This is a genomic window from Indiicoccus explosivorum (genome assembly GCF_002167005.1).
Taxonomy (GTDB): Bacteria; Bacillota; Bacilli; order Bacillales_A; family Planococcaceae; genus Indiicoccus; species Indiicoccus explosivorum.
This window is the reverse complement of sequence record NZ_NHTN01000022.1, coordinates 47,192-61,932: the sequence shown is the minus strand read 5'-3', so window position 1 is coordinate 61,932 and position 14,741 is coordinate 47,192. Positions and strand designations below refer to the sequence as shown.

General features: G+C 50.4%; 18 protein-coding genes. 9 read left to right on the top strand and 9 right to left on the bottom strand.

Annotated features, from left to right (window positions below; translation table 11 throughout):
- Positions 1 to 29 precede the first annotated feature (29 nt).
- The 5 genes from CCE92_RS07725 to CCE92_RS16040 all read left to right on the top strand — a co-directional run bounded on the left by CCE92_RS07725 (position 30) and on the right by CCE92_RS16040 (position 4,480).
- The gene (locus CCE92_RS07725; RefSeq protein WP_162287834.1) at positions 30 to 482 is read left to right on the top strand and encodes a GatB/YqeY domain-containing protein; all 453 of its coding nucleotides are present in this window, start codon (positions 30 to 32) and stop codon (positions 480 to 482) included.
- A gap of 101 nt (positions 483 to 583) precedes the next feature.
- Entirely contained in the window at positions 584 to 1,684 is a 1,101-nt protein-coding gene (locus CCE92_RS07720) for a flavin monoamine oxidase family protein (protein WP_088006940.1), read from the top strand.
- Between the two features lie 1,257 nt (positions 1,685 to 2,941).
- Entirely contained in the window at positions 2,942 to 3,391 is a 450-nt protein-coding gene (locus tag CCE92_RS07715) for a MarR family winged helix-turn-helix transcriptional regulator (protein WP_088006939.1), read from the top strand.
- A 51-nt stretch (positions 3,392 to 3,442) separates the two neighbouring features.
- Positions 3,443 to 4,309 carry a permease gene (locus tag CCE92_RS07710; protein WP_088006938.1) on the top strand — a complete coding sequence of 289 codons (867 nt, stop codon included), beginning with the start codon at positions 3,443 to 3,445 and terminating at the stop codon, positions 4,307 to 4,309.
- An 18-nt stretch (positions 4,310 to 4,327) separates the two neighbouring features.
- The gene (locus CCE92_RS16040; RefSeq protein WP_164474944.1) at positions 4,328 to 4,480 is read left to right on the top strand and encodes a hypothetical protein; all 153 of its coding nucleotides are present in this window, start codon (positions 4,328 to 4,330) and stop codon (positions 4,478 to 4,480) included.
- 68 nt (positions 4,481 to 4,548) lie between these two features.
- On the opposite strand, the gene CCE92_RS07705 is transcribed toward CCE92_RS16040, so the two are convergent.
- Positions 4,549 to 5,352 (bottom strand): SurA N-terminal domain-containing protein, encoded by an 804-nt coding sequence (locus CCE92_RS07705; RefSeq protein ID WP_088006937.1) that lies wholly within the window; start codon positions 5,350 to 5,352, stop codon positions 4,549 to 4,551.
- Positions 5,353 to 5,784: 432 nt separating this feature from the next.
- On the opposite strand from CCE92_RS07705, the gene CCE92_RS07700 reads away from it, so the two are divergent.
- The 3 genes from CCE92_RS07700 (at position 5,785) to CCE92_RS07690 (ending at position 7,875) form a co-directional block, all read left to right on the top strand.
- Positions 5,785 to 6,408 (top strand): C40 family peptidase, encoded by a 624-nt coding sequence (locus CCE92_RS07700; protein WP_162287833.1) that lies wholly within the window; start codon positions 5,785 to 5,787, stop codon positions 6,406 to 6,408.
- A gap of 200 nt (positions 6,409 to 6,608) precedes the next feature.
- Positions 6,609 to 6,914 (top strand): YjcN family protein, encoded by a 306-nt coding sequence (locus CCE92_RS07695; RefSeq protein WP_088006935.1) that lies wholly within the window; start codon positions 6,609 to 6,611, stop codon positions 6,912 to 6,914.
- A gap of 145 nt (positions 6,915 to 7,059) precedes the next feature.
- Positions 7,060 to 7,875 carry a hypothetical protein gene (locus CCE92_RS07690; RefSeq protein ID WP_088006934.1) on the top strand — a complete coding sequence of 272 codons (816 nt, stop codon included), beginning with the start codon at positions 7,060 to 7,062 and terminating at the stop codon, positions 7,873 to 7,875.
- A gap of 138 nt (positions 7,876 to 8,013) precedes the next feature.
- Here the strand turns inward: CCE92_RS07690 and CCE92_RS07685 are convergent, their stop codons facing one another.
- From CCE92_RS07685 to CCE92_RS07675, 3 genes are all read right to left on the bottom strand, one after another.
- Positions 8,014 to 9,003, bottom strand: a complete 990-nt coding sequence (locus tag CCE92_RS07685) for a tRNA dihydrouridine synthase (RefSeq protein WP_088006933.1) — start codon at positions 9,001 to 9,003, stop codon at positions 8,014 to 8,016.
- Positions 9,004 to 9,220: 217 nt separating this feature from the next.
- Positions 9,221 to 9,523: a TIGR04104 family putative zinc finger protein gene (locus tag CCE92_RS07680; RefSeq protein ID WP_088006932.1), complete on the bottom strand. Its 303-nt coding sequence runs from the start codon at positions 9,521 to 9,523 to the stop codon at positions 9,221 to 9,223.
- A 464-nt stretch (positions 9,524 to 9,987) separates the two neighbouring features.
- The gene (locus tag CCE92_RS07675; protein ID WP_088006931.1) at positions 9,988 to 10,476 is read right to left on the bottom strand and encodes a hypothetical protein; all 489 of its coding nucleotides are present in this window, start codon (positions 10,474 to 10,476) and stop codon (positions 9,988 to 9,990) included.
- A 694-nt stretch (positions 10,477 to 11,170) separates the two neighbouring features.
- On the opposite strand from CCE92_RS07675, the gene CCE92_RS07665 reads away from it, so the two are divergent.
- Complete coding sequence (locus CCE92_RS07665; RefSeq protein WP_088006930.1) at positions 11,171 to 11,452, top strand: YrhK family protein; 282 nt, start codon at positions 11,171 to 11,173, stop codon at positions 11,450 to 11,452.
- A gap of 53 nt (positions 11,453 to 11,505) precedes the next feature.
- On the opposite strand, the gene CCE92_RS07660 is transcribed toward CCE92_RS07665, so the two are convergent.
- The 5 genes from CCE92_RS07660 to CCE92_RS07640 form a co-directional block, all read right to left on the bottom strand.
- A complete protein-coding gene (locus CCE92_RS07660) occupies positions 11,506 to 12,279 on the bottom strand; it encodes a GTP cyclohydrolase II (protein ID WP_088006929.1) in 774 nt (257 codons plus the stop codon).
- A 30-nt stretch (positions 12,280 to 12,309) separates the two neighbouring features.
- Entirely contained in the window at positions 12,310 to 12,501 is a 192-nt protein-coding gene (thmT, locus tag CCE92_RS07655) for a 2-hydroxymuconate tautomerase (RefSeq protein ID WP_088006928.1), read from the bottom strand.
- Positions 12,502 to 12,590: 89 nt separating this feature from the next.
- Positions 12,591 to 13,019: a DoxX family protein gene (locus CCE92_RS07650; RefSeq protein ID WP_088006927.1), complete on the bottom strand. Its 429-nt coding sequence runs from the start codon at positions 13,017 to 13,019 to the stop codon at positions 12,591 to 12,593.
- 60 nt (positions 13,020 to 13,079) lie between these two features.
- Positions 13,080 to 13,862 carry a dioxygenase family protein gene (locus tag CCE92_RS07645; protein ID WP_088006926.1) on the bottom strand — a complete coding sequence of 261 codons (783 nt, stop codon included), beginning with the start codon at positions 13,860 to 13,862 and terminating at the stop codon, positions 13,080 to 13,082.
- Between the two features lie 3 nt (positions 13,863 to 13,865).
- Positions 13,866 to 14,534, bottom strand: a complete 669-nt coding sequence (locus CCE92_RS07640; RefSeq protein ID WP_088007016.1) for an alpha/beta hydrolase — start codon at positions 14,532 to 14,534, stop codon at positions 13,866 to 13,868.
- Between the last annotated feature and the right edge of the window lie 207 nt (positions 14,535 to 14,741).

Below are 14,741 nucleotides of genomic sequence, written 5' to 3'. Positions count from 1 at the left end.
CCGACTACCAAATGGAAGGACAGACAGCCATGACGATCAAATCGGACATTGACCAGCATATTAAGGAAGCCATGAAAGCGAAGGACAAAGAGCGGCTCGCGACTCTCCGCCAGCTCAAATCCGCTCTGCAGAACGAAGAGATCAATTCAAAAGGCCCATTATCGGCCGATGAGGAAGTGACGGTCGTCAGCCGCGAAGTCAAACAGACGAAAGAAGAACTTGAAGGATACCAGAAAGCCGAAGGGGATTATGCAGCTGTCATCGACAAACTCGAAAAACGGCTCACCGAACTGTCCCGCTATCTGCCGGAGCAGATGAGCGAGGCGGAAGTCGAAGCGGCCGTCCGGGAAGTCATCACCGAAACCGGAGCGACCGGCCCTTCCGACAAAGGGGCGGTGCTGAAAGTCATCATGCCGAAACTGAAAGGGAAAGCAGACGGCAAGTTCATCAACGAGACGGTGTCCCGGCTGCTGAAGCAGTAGAAGAAGGGGGATTTGGCATCCCCTTTTTTTCGTTTCTTTTTTTGTATCCCTGTGCACGATATAATTCAATGAATCCATTCCATCATCCAAGGAGGCAGCCTATGAATAATCCAGTCATCATTGCAGGTGCGGGGCTCAGCGGACTCCATGCAGCATTCCTGCTGACAAAACAGGGAATCGATTGCCGGGTCTTGGAAAGCAGAGACCGGATCGGCGGCAGAGCATTGAGCACGGAAGTTCCGGACAGCCCTGAATTGGGACGGTTCGACCTCGGACCGACTTGGTTCTGGCCCGGCGAGCATGCAATCGCATCTCTTGTGGACGAACTGAAGCTTGAAACGTTCGATCAGTATAACGAAGGTGAAGTGCTGCTGGAACGGTTCCAGACCCAGCCGCCGGAACGCTGCATTCTCCAAGGATACGCCGAAGACAGACGGATGCGGCTGAAAGGAGGGGTCCAGTCACTCATCGACGCACTGGCTGCGACACTTCCGCCAGGCACGATCGAGCTGGAGACCCGGGTGACCGAAGTCCGGCTGAATGAAACAGGGAATGTCATCGTCGAAGCTGTCCGTGCTGACGGTAAAACCGAATCCATCCAGGCACGGGCCGTCATTTTGGCGATGCCGCCCCGCCTGACGGCCAAATACATCGCATTTTCCCCTTCACTTCCTCGGGATTTATTGCGCGATATCGAAAATAAGCCTACATGGATGGCTGAACAGGCCAAAGCGGTCGCAGTTTACGACCGCCCATTCTGGCGGGAAACCGGCGTCTCCGGATTTGTTCTGAGCTCCGTCGGGCCGCTGCAAGAGATCTATGACGCTTCTCCTGAACAGGGGGCGGGTGCGCTTTTCGGTTTCTTCGGAACCCCGGCAGCAGCACGGGAAGCGTTGGGAGAAGAGAAAGTGAAAGAGCTTGTTCTTGCTCAGCTCGTGAAAGTTTTTGGCGAGGAAGCAGGAAATCCGGAAGCGATCCTATACAAAGACTGGTCGGCGGATGCGGATACTGCATCGGAAGAAGACTTGAGCCCGATTAAAGCTTACGGGACCTATGGACAGCCAATGGTTGAAGGCGAATGGGCACAGAAACTGCTGTTTGCCGGCACTGAAACCGATCCGCAGTACAGCGGTCATCTCGAAGGTGCCATCCGGTCCGCTGAAAGTGCGGTTTCACGGATTTTGTCCATGAGCAGGACATGAGCAATTAACAGTAGCCGGCTGCCGTATTTTTGGGGCCGGCTATATTCTTGAGATTTATTAGGCAGAATAAATGATGGTGAAGGTGTCTAATCCAGTTCAGCAAAAACCCGAGGAATGTTGTTATATGTTAGCGAGGAATGTTGTTATATGTTAGTAAGAAACTATGGGCGCATGGCTAGTATTTATGAAAACAGCGGATTAATGCTAAAAGTCTCCGGACAGCTACACGAGCAGAAATACCTAATGTGATGAAGTGACCGATGAAATTTGCAGCCGTTTAATTTATGGGTTCTGCAATGAACCATACGATCTGCAAAAACGGACAGCAATGGGGTTTTACTTTCAATGCGCTCAAATCACCGGGCACTGGAGAAATGAAGGTATATGGATACACAGCAAATGCAGAGACAGTGAGCACGGCAATAGAAGGGATGCCGCGGCAGTGCGGAGTCACTCAGCAAGCGAAAATTATTTTTAGTTTACATAATATAAATTATAGGAAGTAACGTTTCGTTTAATAAGTATACTTTTAATAGTGAGACAAAAGCGGTTTTTCGGGAAATCCGGCTGTTTTTTGCTGATCGTCAGTTTTGTGTATTCCAAAGGATTTATCGTATCTGTTTCCACAGCTTTTATTTCATTGTATTCATATTGAATTTACTCAAAAGATTGCGTCCGGATAAACTTTCAATGCTTGCGGATCACAAGCCGTTCTGACTTGCCAATCCGCTGGCTATTTTCAACCAAGCTTCGTTAAGCTCTCTGATTCCCGTTGCATTTCGTATCCGGATCTGCGCTATGGTTTGATTTTCAATGTCATCTAATCCATCTTTCGTCTATTATTTGCTCGCTGTAATTTTTCTGTCAATTCCGCTGCTCTTTGTTTCATTACAGTCCCCAGCCGCCGTTTCGTATGACGGATAACTGCCACCTGCCTGCATGTGTTTGAATCCTTGAACATCAGTGGTATACTGAAACTAGAGAATAATAATAACCGCCCAATGTGGTGCATTGGACGGCTGCAGGATACGGTCCGGTAATGGCCCTCAAACGTGAGAAAGTAACCCACCTAGGAGCCGGGAAAACTCAAAGGGTGGGTTGCTTTTTTTCGTTCTCTTTCACATCATCTGCCGCTCGCTTTTTCAACTGCTTTCGGATAACCGATGGCTCTTGCATATTGATGTAACCCTAATTCTGAAATAAAATACTTGCATATTGCAAGTTAATGGGGTATAACTGAATCAGAGGTGATCACCGATGCACGATCTTCGCGAAGAAATTCAAATCATGACCCGGCGCCTAGGTTTTTTGAACCGAAATTGCTGCCGGACGGATGAACATGACCTGTCGCCCATCCAGAGCTCGATCCTTTTTGAAATCGAACGGCAGCATGCCCCGTCCATGCAGCAAGTGGCTGAAACGCTCGGAACGGACATCACCACCTTCAGCCGGCAAGTCCAGGCCCTGATCAAGCTGGGACTTGTCAAAAAGACGCCGAACCCCGATGACCGGCGCATCCAGCTGCTGTCCCTTACGACTGAAGGCAGACAGACCGCGGCAAGGATCGACGCTGAAATGAACGCATACCTGAAAGATGTCTTTGATAAGTTGAGTGAAGAAGAACAGGAAACGGTCTTCCGCTCCATTCAGCTGCTGAATAACGCCATGCTGAAATCGGATCGTTGCTGCACCCCCTTCCCGGGGTGATCTTTTTCCGCTAATACTTGCATACTGCAAATAAATAAAGGAGGTGATTCCGTGTTTGTCCAGGCGCTGGAAAGTTTCATTTCACTCGCGGCTGAACTGGCTGTGCTGTTCTTCGCTATTTCGTTCCTTGTAAATGTCCTGCAGGGAATCATGCCGTTCGACAAACTCAACCGCTTGCTGGATGGGCGGAATTTCATGACGGGTTCCGTTGCTGCACTTGCGATCGCGTTCATTACCCCGTTCTGTTCCTGTTCGACCATTCCCGTTGTGGTCACTCTGCTGCAGAAAAACGTCAGATTCGGTGTCGTCATGGTGTTTTTATTCGCCTCGCCGGTGCTCGACCCGACCATCATCACGCTGATGGCCGTCATGCTCAGTGTCAAAGTCGCCATTGCCTATACGGTCATTGCAGGAACCTTGTCGGTCGCAGTCGGTTTTGCACTCGAGAAGTTCGGTTTCCAATCCGGCGTGAAAGAAGTCGTGTTGAACGGGTACCATCCGGCACCTGGGACATTCAATCTGAAACATGCATGGAATGAAACGGTGAAGCTGATGCGGTCGGTCTTTCCCTACTTGCTTGCCGGTGCCGCCATCGGGGCGGTGATCCAAGGGGCCGTCCCGGATAAATGGCTGGCCGGATTGTTCAGCGAAGAATCCTGGTGGCTGGTGCCGCTTGCTGCAGTCATCGGCATTCCGCTTTACATCCGGCTCTCCGCCATGGTTCCGGTCTCCGCCATACTGCTGGCGAAAGGGATGGCCATCGCCCCGGTCATGGCGCTCATGATCTCGTCTGCCGGTGCAAGCCTGCCTGAAGTGACGCTTCTGAACAGCATTTTCCAAAAGCGGCTCGTCGCTGCGTTCATTGTGTCCGTCATCACGATGGCTACATTATCCGGATTCCTGTTTTACCTAATCTAATTATAAGGAGTGTTTCCCATGGATCTGTTCATCAAACTGTTCGGAGAAAACAAAGAGGAAAGCTGCTGTGCGGTTGAAATCAAAGAAGTGAAGCGGAATGACACGGACTGCTGTCCGCCGCCGGAACGTTCGGAAGAGGAAAAAGCAGCCGGCGAGCGCCAGTGCTGTTGACTGATTGCACGCGAAAAAACAGGCAGCGGATTTCCGCTGCCTGTTTTTTAGCTGCCGTATCAGATTCATTAAAGATTGACGGTGATGTCGGCAGTTTCACGAAGTTCCGCGACGAGGTTCTGTATGGCTTCCTGTTCTTTTTGCTGAATGATCTGCTGTTCCAGATCCGGTTTGATTTCTTCAAAAGCCGGAAGTTCTCCGCCGCCCGCCTGTTCCTGCTGCGCTTGAATCTGGTCATAGAGCGCTTGCAGTTCTTCCTCTGTCGGATTGATTTCACCCGTCTCTTCGGCGATCAGTTTCTCCACTTTCACTTGCGTTTCCACTTGGGCCCGGACTTCTTCCGGAGACAGCCCCTGCTCTTCCAGCGCTGTCAGGAACTCCTCAGCTGAAGCCAGTCCATTCTGCTCCGCCAGTTCAGTCAGCGCCGCATCCACTTCTTCCTCGGAAGCGGTCAGTTCCTGATTGGCCGTCTCTTGAATAAGCAATTCTTGGGAGATCAAGCTTTCCGCCAGCTGCTGTTTCAGCTGGTCCTGATCCACTTCCTGGCCGGTCAGCTGCGCCTGCATGGCCATTTGCGGGAATTGCGCTGTGTACACGGACTCGAATTCCTCCCGTGTGATCTCTTCGCCGTTCACTTCAGCCACGACGTCAGGAATTCCTTCCAAGTCCGGCTCAGGGACTGCCGGGGCTTCCGCTTCTTCTTCTGTCCCTTCCTCAACCGGCTCTTCCGCCTCTGCAGGCTCTTCCGCCTCTGCCGGTTCTTCTACCTCTGCGGGTTCTTCCGCCGTCTCTTCTGCTCCTCCGCAAGCCGCGAGCAATGCCACGGATCCGCTCAGAGCTAAACTCAACATCCATTTTTTCTTTTTAATCATCGTCCTTCTCCTTCCGCACCATTGCGTGATGACCGCTATTGTACCACGAAAAGGCATGAGTGGAACCAATTCGGCCTGCAGCCGCCAGCCGCCGGTCTGGAAAACCACATGCCGGACAGCAGAATCGGGCCGATTTCCGGTTTTCCTATGTTACAGGAAAATCCCCGTTCCGCTTCTGCCAACCATGCTCATCCGCTGAGGCTATTGGCTTCAGCCCTGTATTACACAAAATTAAAAACATCACAGACTGTAACAAAAAGATTAGAAAGCACTCACAAAGCCATTACATCGGTTTATTTTCCGAAAAGCCATGATACACTGAGCAAGGCTTCAAACGAAAGATGAATTTTTGGCAACACCACATATGGTTTTTACTGACGAGGCACGGACAACTACTAAACGGATTTACGTTTTGAAGGAGCGGAAATGAGAATGAGAAAAACAAAGAAAGCACTACTCGCCTTTACTGCCACTGTCGCCCTGTCATCTGCAGCCGCCGCACCGGCGAGCGCAGCCACTCATCAAGTAAGCTATGGAGATACACTGTGGGAAATCGCCCAGACATACGGAACGACTGTAAACAGCCTGCAGGCGATCAACGGCATTTCAAGTCACCTGATCTATGCGGGGCAGACCATTGAGACAAGCGGTGCTGCAACTGCAGCCGCTCCGCAAGTCAAATCGCAGTTCACGACGAATGCGTATTCCGCAGTGGCGGATGTCGCAAAACGCTACGTCGGCGTGCCATACGTCTGGGGCGGTTCGACCCCTGCCGGCTTCGACTGCAGCGGCTTCATTTATCACTCGCTGAACCAGGCGGGTCACAATGTCTCCCGCACAAACGCCCAAGGCTATTACAACATGGCGGATAAAGTGAGCAATCCGCAGCCTGGCGATCTCGTCTTCTTCTCAGGCACTTACAAAGCGGGCATCTCGCACATCGGCATCTACATCGGCGGCGGGAAAATGGTCTCTGCCAATGGCGGCGGTGTCGGCATCGACAGCGTCTACGGCCCGTACTGGGGCGACCACTTCGCCGGCTACGGCAGAATGTAATAAAGGAAGATACGGAAACAGACCGGGCACTGCGCCTGGTCTGTTTTTTTAGTTTGTCACTCCGTTGGAACTGACAGCTTTTTAGCGCGCAACTGCCGACAGTACTTTCCACAAGCCATTATCCCCTGTTTTTTCCAAAACCCCTTCCCTTTACTGGTTCAAAAGATATACAATGGAACCAAACGTCCAGGAGGCAAGTCATGCGCTCACTTTTTTCATTGCTCGTTCTGATCGGGCTGTTATTTATCCTTTTCCACATTTCACCCCATACGGCGCTCAGGACGCATCTGCTGTTCAACGGCCATCCGAACGAAGCGCTCACCGCGGAAATCACTGTCGACGCCCAGCTGAACGAACTGGAGAAAGCACGTTTCGAGCTGACAGGAGAGTCTGCCTACACGCTGGACAAGCCGCCGGTCGACCGGAATACCGGCCAAACGGTCAGCCAGTTCACCGTTTCAAGGAAAGGATTCATCTATCTTGCCAAACCTTATGCGCCGCAATGAATACTGCGCAGATCCAGTCTGTTGAACAGGAAAAAGCTGCCTCCCCGAAGTTCAGCTTTTTTTATGGATGCTGTCCACTTTTTTGAAACGCCAAAGAGAACTCACCCGTAGAAAAAGAAGAAACACTAAAAGCTGGAGTGATCGCATGTTTTCCGAGATGTACGCCCGCCGCATGAAAGCGGCATTTTGGGCTGCCGTGGCCGTGTTCGGCATTGCGGCGGTTCTTCTTTTGACAGAACCGCCAGAATCTCCTGAAGACTGGCTGAACGTATCTATGATCGCAGTGACCGGAGTGGTGCTGCTTGCCGTTTCTGCATCAAGCAGGAATAAGTTAAATGACTCTAAGAAAATTCCCATCCCGGAATCAGGGACACCGATTGAAGAACTGGACCACCTGATCATCAAACGCGATCCCGGTTTCTTCCCGAAACTCCTGCTGTTCAGTAGAACAGGAGAATCCATGGGCGAAGTGAAACCGATGAATGTGCCGGTTCTGTTCTATCCGCTCAGTTTCATTTTCAAAGATTCCCTGGTGATGCTGCTGCCGGTCACCTACGGCCTGTACCGCTCCGGCGGCAGACTCCTCCTGACGCTGAAGCGGAAAGGACTGAAACGGTCAGCTGTTGCCATCAACGACCCACACGGCATTCAGTTGGGCATGTATATTCAAGAGGATTTCAAAAGTCTGGCAAAAACAAAAGGTGTGGTGAAGAATTCAGCGGGTGAAGTGATTCTCTCGGGGGAATTGAAAAACTTTTCCGGGGATTTTTCGTTTCTGGATACCGACGGCAGGCATGCAGTCCGGTTCGATAACGGATTTTTTCCGCACGAACTGACCGGGCTGTTCCGGGACATGGATAACGATATCGTTTATTTGAATGAAGGATCAGGCGTTGGACAGAACCGCCTATTGCTGCTGGCTGCGGTAGCCTACCTCTTTTTAGAAAAGAGCGTTCGATGAAAAAAGCTTTTCTGAATCCGAGGGCATCAGCTGCGCATGCGCGATTTCATTAAACAAAAAGAGAGAAACCTCATCACCGCAAGGTTTCTCTCTTTTTGTTCTTCCTAATGAATTTTCATTGACGTTTTCAACCAGTTTCTACTTTGCTGCCAATTCCGCTAAATTCGATTTGCTCTCAAATTCATCCAGCAGCACGCGCACTTCATCCGTCGATTCGGTGTGCATCAGCTGGTTACGGAGTTCTCCGGCTCCCCGGATGCCGCGGACATAAATTTTGAAGAAACGGCGGAGCGGCTTAAAGGCGATCGGTTCAATGTCCGTCGAATAGTTATCGTGCAAGTCGAGATGCAGCCGAAGAAGATCGAACAGTTCTTTGCTGCTGTGTTCTTTCGGCTCTTTTTCAAATGCGAACGGGGTATGGAAAATCCCCCGCCCGATCATGACACCGTCGACGCCGTATTCATGAGCGAGTTCAAGGCCTTTCTGGCGGTCGGGAATATCCCCATTGATCGTTATCAGCGTGTCCGGCGCGACTTCATCGCGGAGCGCCATAATGTCCGGAATCAGTTCCCAATGCGCCGGAACCGCGCTCATTTCTTTCCGCGTGCGCAGATGGATCGACAAGTTGGCGATGTCCTGCTTCAGCAGGTGTGTCAGCCAGCCTCTCCATTCTTCCACACTCGTATAGCCGAGTCGGGTTTTCACACTGACCGGCAGTCCGCCTGCCTTTGCAGCCTGAACAATTTCCGCTGCTGTTTCCGGGTAATTGATCAGCCCGCTGCCTTTCCCTTTCGATGCAACGTTCGGCACCGGACAGCCCATGTTAATATCGACGCCTTTAAAGGCCTCTTTGGCCATTCCGATACTCATGTCCCGGAAGTGGTCAGGTTTATCGCCCCAAATATGCGCCACCATCGGCTGCTCGTCCTCGGTAAACGTCAGGCGTCCGCGGACGCTGTAAATGCCTTCAGGATGGCAATAACTTTCCGTATTCGTAAACTCCGTGAAAAATACGTCCGGCCGCGCAGCAGCCGCCACCACATGGCGGAACACCACGTTCGTCACATCTTCCATCGGCGCCAATACAAAAAACGGTCGCGGCAGATCCTGCCAGAAATTCTCTTTCATGATTAAAACCGATTCCTTTCCTTTGCGGAACGCTCCCCCCGCCTTGATTTCGGCGGTAGGATGTTCGTTCCGGACTGTGCATTCGCTGTAGCTTTTTACAGTTTACACGAGTCGGGCCACTGTGGAAAGCGGCGCGTTTTACAACTGCTTCTCCGCCCGCTCCGTTTCAGAAAAACCGAGAAGTACCGGTACAGCGGCTCATATGGATAGAAAGAAATCAATACAGCGCCCCTTCTTCTCCGCCCGTCAGTACTGTCAGGCGCGGGACAAAAATTAAAAGCGTTATCAGGATAAGGAAAAACAGGCCGACGAGGGTGCCTAAAGAAAAATCGAAAAAAGCGGTCAGCACGAGCGGAAGCAGTCCGATGAGCCCGAAACCGGTGATCCGTTTTCTCGATTTCCTCGTCAAGTACTGTTTGCTGCCGCAATACGGACATTCCATACCGGTATCCAGCGTGAAAGACGATTTCAGCGTTTCTTTCCAGGTCCATCGGTGATGACAGTTGGTGCATTTCGGCATTTCTTAACCCCCAATCCAAACAACCTGTGTTAGTCCGAATCAAAAACCATCAAACCAGTCAGAGGAACCCTTCCAAGTGTTCCTGATACATGGGACGTTGCTCTTCGCAGGCACTGAGCGCTTAAAAGAGCTTTGGCAAAATCTCCAGCACTTTGCTGAGTGTATCTGCCGCTGCCTTTTCCCTGAATTCAGCATCTCTGGCCTGTGTATCGATCGCCCTGATATGCTGGCACAGAACCGTTCCGGTTACTGTATTCTCCCCTGTCAGCTAGACATTCAGCGGGAATGACCGGTTTATTATCGGGACCACAATGGCGAGCAAAAATGATATCTCCTTGCTGAGCTCTATATATCCCTACCTGTGCCTTGCCGGACCAGAAATTCAACAACTGCCTAATGGCCATAGCAATGGTAATTATAAGAGGAGTTGTGCTGTTGTTGAATTTTATTCTATTAGGTTCCACTTAAGCTTCATCTGGCGGTAAATCCAATTCAGCTTTTATCACTTCAAGTTCTTCTCGCATTTGTTCTATCGCTTCTTCAAAGTCATTCGCGGCTCTTACCCAGTCTTCTTCTCCCTCTCCTTCCAAGGTATGAGAAAACGGAACAAGTATATCCCGGATATCATAATCCGCGACAGCCGAATCAGGGTTATTCTGCGCGTAGAAGAGTTTGAGCAATTCCCCAGTATTATGCTGAGGGTTCATTTCAAACGAAAGTTTGCGGTATAAATCTATAAGTCGTTCCTGAATTTCTTCATCTTCTTCACTAATGATGTCACGCTGTACTTGCAGCAATACCTCGTAATCCCGCAATGTATCCTCATATCCATATATGACTGCTCGCTGATAAAGTTGCTTATCAGTGTGCATATCGTACAGCCGAATGGATAAGAAAACTATTACCGAAATAAGTACCATAGCCCCTATAACAACCGACGCCTTCTTTTTCATGTTATTCAAACCCCTCTTTCGAAAAATTCATTCCTGATAAATAAAATGAGTTCTTAAAGATTTTAAAGTGTGGATATTCACCTTCATAGACAGGGGGACCAGCAAGTAACTTAAGCATGTAACACTTACCATTCATAATTACTACTATCTTTAGGAAGTGCTTTGCAGAAATGCTCTTTTTGCTTATTAGTTAAACCGATTCCCACGAATTCTATTCCATAGTGCTCGGAAGAAAACAGCAATTTTTCAATGGTTTCTATGTCCGCTCGGAATGCAATATGCCTTAAGGAAGGGTGATATGGCGTTTCTGCTTTATCTGTTTCCCATAAGCTATCCAGCTTTCCCCTTTTTCAATCCAGAAAAAAGCCGATTTTTCTTTTTGATACGCTATTTCCAAATCCAATTATTTATAGAACTCAATGGATTCAGCAAGGTTTTTTTCACTGGCAAATGTGCCTCATAAAGCCCTTTTATCAACCCTCTCACTCCCGTCTTTTACTGGTTTATGACTCAATATATATCACTGTTATGAAAACCAAACATTGCCAACTGACAATTAAATTATAGCTCAAATCATGACCCCATACATGCTTACGAGGTAAATCAGTTCACAGCTTATGGTAATGTAAGACTATGGGAATCTCGATTCTTTTCCGCTAGTCTCGCTGCACATTGAAAAGGAGGAGAAGAAGACATGGACATCCGGAAAAAACAGAAAAGCCTCCAGATCGATGCAGGAAATCATGAAATCATCATTGAACAGCGGTATCAGGTGCTGTCCAATCTGAATAATCTCCTCCTCGGCATATTGTTTCTGATCGGCAGTGTGCTCTTCCTCTCGAAAGACCACCAGACGTTTGCCATCTCCTTTTTCATCGCCGGCAGTTTCCTGATGGTCGTCCGTGCTGTGATGGACATTGCCAAGAATACGCACTTGAAAAGATTGCGGGGACAGAAAAAACCGGACAGCGGGTGACTCTTAGCCGCTGTCCGGTATTGTGGTGCCAAGTGATCCGTGCGATCTGCCATTCAGGATGTTTTTGTTTCCTCGACCGCCTGAATCCCGTCTTTTTCCTCCAAGTGACCGGAACGCTGAATCTTTGTTTGGAGATAGTGCTCATTGTATTCAGATACATCTCCCCAGAGCGGCTGTCTCTTCGTAACCTCAAGTCCGGCCGCCTCCAGTGCTTCAATTTTTTTGGGATTATTCGTCATCAAGGTCACCGGCTTGGCTCTTAGGGCTTTCAGCACATGGACCGCATCAGAATAGTTTCTCGAGTCATCCACAAATCCGAGCTGCTCGTTGGCTTCCACCGTATCAAACCCGTTTTCCTGCAGAAGATAAGCCAATGCCTTGGTGAACAGCCCAATGCCCCGCCCTTCATGGCCAGCCAAGTAAAACAGGGCGCCTGCGCCATGTTCAGCGATCCTGTTCATCGATTGCTTCAATTGGTAGCCGCAGTCGCACCGCTTGCTCCCGAAGATATCCCCGGTATGGCAGATGGAATGCATCCGGATGAGGGCATCATCCGCATCAGCGAAATCCCCATAGACCAGCACACTGGACTGCTGCAGTTCAGCGAGATCCGCAGTCGATAATTTTTCAATCATTTCATGGTAACCGGAAGTCCCTCCCTCGTCGTTCAGCCAGCAGTACCACTCGAAACTGAGGGTCTGGCCGTATAAGTTCACCGGAAGCCGGACCGGCCCGACTAAATGGATGGCCCCGTCTTCCGTATCGATCAGTCGCATTTTCTCTTCCAAGACCGAAAGGACATTTGAGCGAAGTGCTGTTTTCTCCATCTATTTTCCTCTCCCTCCGTTTTCTTTCGTTTAATCCGGTATTTCACTTTTCAGCGTGCCGCCAACCGCGTAGCGGTTCCGAGGCACTTCATTCACTATGACCCGAATGCTCGAAAGAGGTGCTCCGAGCGACTCGTGGACAGTGCGTGTAACCTGCTGGATACACGTTTCGATCGCCTGCTGCTCTCTCCCCTCCAGAAGGGTGACGTGAATAATCGGCATGGCCCTCCTCCTCTCGTCAGAAAATGAAAGAAAGCATTACTCCTTAAAGTGAAGTAATGCCTGTTTGGTCCATCAGTCTTGCAGTAAAATCAGTGCGCGGAGACCGTTTTTTCGGTATTCCGCTCGTTGGCGAAGTACCCGTCCAGCGCGAATGCCTTGGAACCGGTGATCGCCAGTGAGACGGCCATCGCCAAAAATGCCAGGTCCAGTTCATAACCGGCCATCTGGCCATTCCCCAAAAAGCCTACTGCCAGTTTCACTTTCAGGATCGCTCCGATCATCAGCACAGCCAGCAAACCCGAGACCCAACGGGTGAACAGCCCCAGGACCAGGGCGATGCCGCCTGCTACTTCCAGCGAAGCGACGCCGTATGCGAGAACCCCGGGCAGCCCGATGCTCGTGAACCAGCCCACGGTGTTTTCAATCCCGCCCTGGAACTTCACCAGTCCGTGTACAAAAAACGTCATCCCCAATACCAATCTCAGAACCAAAGCGCTCCATTCATATTTGTTTTCCATGTGTTCAACCTCCAATTTTTTTGTTTTGTCATCAAGCGATTCCAGTATCCTCTATCTTCATCATCCGAACTGCCATACACTGTGGCTCAAATTCCCATATCGGTAACCGCGATGCAGAAGCTGCGCCTGTTTTTCCCGGTCTGCAGTCCCCATCGCATAGAAAAGAGGGATGAAATGTTCATTGCCGTATGGCGGCACCGCCAGTTCAGCGGCAGGCGCCACATCAGCGTACGCGAACAGAGAAGATGTGTCCCATCCCAGGAGCCGATCCTCAAGCCATTTATCGAATTCCACCGCCCACTGATCGACCGTTTCATTCCTGCCGATCATCCGGAGCTCCCGAAGGTTATGGACCGTCCCGCCGCTCGCAACGATCAGCACGTCCTGCTCCCGCAAAGGAGCTAAGGAAGCGCCGATCTTATATTGCTCGGCTGGTGTCAGCCGCGGATTCACCGACATGGCTATGACCGGGATGTCCGCCGCCGGATACAGCAGCTTCAGCACCACCCAAGCGCCGTGATCCAGTCCGCGCTCGGAGTCCGCTTCAGCCGGGACCCCTTCGGCTTTCAAAAGAGCCATGATCTCTTCAGTCATCGCAGAATCTCCTTTTGCGGGATAACGGATCCGGTACAGTTCCTCGGGGAATCCGCCGAAATCGTAAATCGTTTCGAATGTCTCCGCATCGCTCACCTGCTGGATGGGCGATTCCCAATGTGCCGATAACAGCACGATCGCCCGCGGCTTCTGCCATTCGTTCCCCAACGAATGAAGGAACTGTGTGTAATCGTTATCCTCAATAGCGAGCAGCGGCGCACCATGGGCTACAAATAAAGCGGGCAGCATCGTTTATTCCTCCTTTGCCGGACGTTCCGTTCTTTTCAGATCTTCCATGACCCAGTCCGTGAACGCCTGTTTATTTTCCGCTGAAACCGTATGCCCTTCCGGATACGTGCGGAAGGTGACGTCGGAATCGCTGCCTCTGAATAAATTCCGGCTTTCGAGTCCCCAGTCATACGGCAGGACGCCGTCAAATTGTCCATGGGAAATGAATACGGAAAGCTGGTCGACCGGTTTGACCGGGTACTGTTCTTTCACAAAGTCAGGAATGTAACCGCTGAGTGCAGCGATTCCCCGGATCCGGCTTCCAAGGGTCAGGCCGAGTGTCATGGCCAGGATGGCACCTTGGCTGAATCCGGCGATATAGAGCCGGTCCGGATCTATGGGGTAATGCTGCACAGCATAGTCAATAAAGCCGGTCAGCCTGCTGATTGCGTCATCAAACACTTGCCGGTGCGGTTTCCCGAACCCTTCGATCGTAAAATAAGCGTACCCGGGCGGGTGATGCAGCGAGCCGCGGAGACTGAATACGGCAAACCGGTCTTCCAGTCCGTCGATCAGCGGCAGCATGTTCTGTTCATCACTGCCGATTCCGTGGAGAACGAAGATGGCGGGGTGCCGTTCACCGGCTTCTGGCTGTGCCGGCTTCCGCAGCGCATACGTCATAGGGGCTTCCATTTCCTCACACCCTTTCGTCATTATATTTCCTGAATAAACCACTGGTTATTCAATTTATAGAACTAATATTCTTATCTGGAAACAAATAAAGAAAAAAAGAACTCGTTATTCTTTTGTTTCATAATAAGAATAATAGTTATCTAAAAGATAACCAACTGTTCATGGAATGTCAATCATTTATTTGTTAATATAAAAATAAGTTTCTTA

Bases quoted from the DNA above. Each gene is read 5' to 3' on its own strand.
- CCE92_RS07725 (WP_162287834.1), top strand. From the start codon at position 30: ATGACGATCAAATCGGACATTGACCAGCATATTAAGGAAGCCATGAAA.
- CCE92_RS07720 (WP_088006940.1), top strand. From the start codon at position 584: ATGAATAATCCAGTCATCATTGCAGGTGCGGGGCTCAGCGGACTCCAT.
- CCE92_RS07715 (WP_088006939.1), top strand. From the start codon at position 2,942: ATGCACGATCTTCGCGAAGAAATTCAAATCATGACCCGGCGCCTAGGT.
- CCE92_RS16040 (WP_164474944.1), top strand. From the start codon at position 4,328: ATGGATCTGTTCATCAAACTGTTCGGAGAAAACAAAGAGGAAAGCTGC.
- CCE92_RS07705 (WP_088006937.1), bottom strand. From the start codon at position 5,352: ATGATTAAAAAGAAAAAATGGATGTTGAGTTTAGCTCTGAGCGGATCC.
- CCE92_RS07700 (WP_162287833.1), top strand. From the start codon at position 5,785: ATGAGAAAAACAAAGAAAGCACTACTCGCCTTTACTGCCACTGTCGCC.
- CCE92_RS07695 (WP_088006935.1), top strand. From the start codon at position 6,609: ATGCGCTCACTTTTTTCATTGCTCGTTCTGATCGGGCTGTTATTTATC.
- CCE92_RS07690 (WP_088006934.1), top strand. From the start codon at position 7,060: ATGTTTTCCGAGATGTACGCCCGCCGCATGAAAGCGGCATTTTGGGCT.
- CCE92_RS07685 (WP_088006933.1), bottom strand. From the start codon at position 9,003: ATGAAAGAGAATTTCTGGCAGGATCTGCCGCGACCGTTTTTTGTATTG.
- CCE92_RS07680 (WP_088006932.1), bottom strand. From the start codon at position 9,523: ATGCCGAAATGCACCAACTGTCATCACCGATGGACCTGGAAAGAAACG.
- CCE92_RS07675 (WP_088006931.1), bottom strand. From the start codon at position 10,476: ATGAAAAAGAAGGCGTCGGTTGTTATAGGGGCTATGGTACTTATTTCG.
- CCE92_RS07665 (WP_088006930.1), top strand. From the start codon at position 11,171: ATGGACATCCGGAAAAAACAGAAAAGCCTCCAGATCGATGCAGGAAAT.
- CCE92_RS07660 (WP_088006929.1), bottom strand. From the start codon at position 12,279: ATGGAGAAAACAGCACTTCGCTCAAATGTCCTTTCGGTCTTGGAAGAG.
- thmT (WP_088006928.1), bottom strand. From the start codon at position 12,501: ATGCCGATTATTCACGTCACCCTTCTGGAGGGGAGAGAGCAGCAGGCG.
- CCE92_RS07650 (WP_088006927.1), bottom strand. From the start codon at position 13,019: ATGGAAAACAAATATGAATGGAGCGCTTTGGTTCTGAGATTGGTATTG.
- CCE92_RS07645 (WP_088006926.1), bottom strand. From the start codon at position 13,862: ATGCTGCCCGCTTTATTTGTAGCCCATGGTGCGCCGCTGCTCGCTATT.
- CCE92_RS07640 (WP_088007016.1), bottom strand. From the start codon at position 14,534: ATGGAAGCCCCTATGACGTATGCGCTGCGGAAGCCGGCACAGCCAGAA.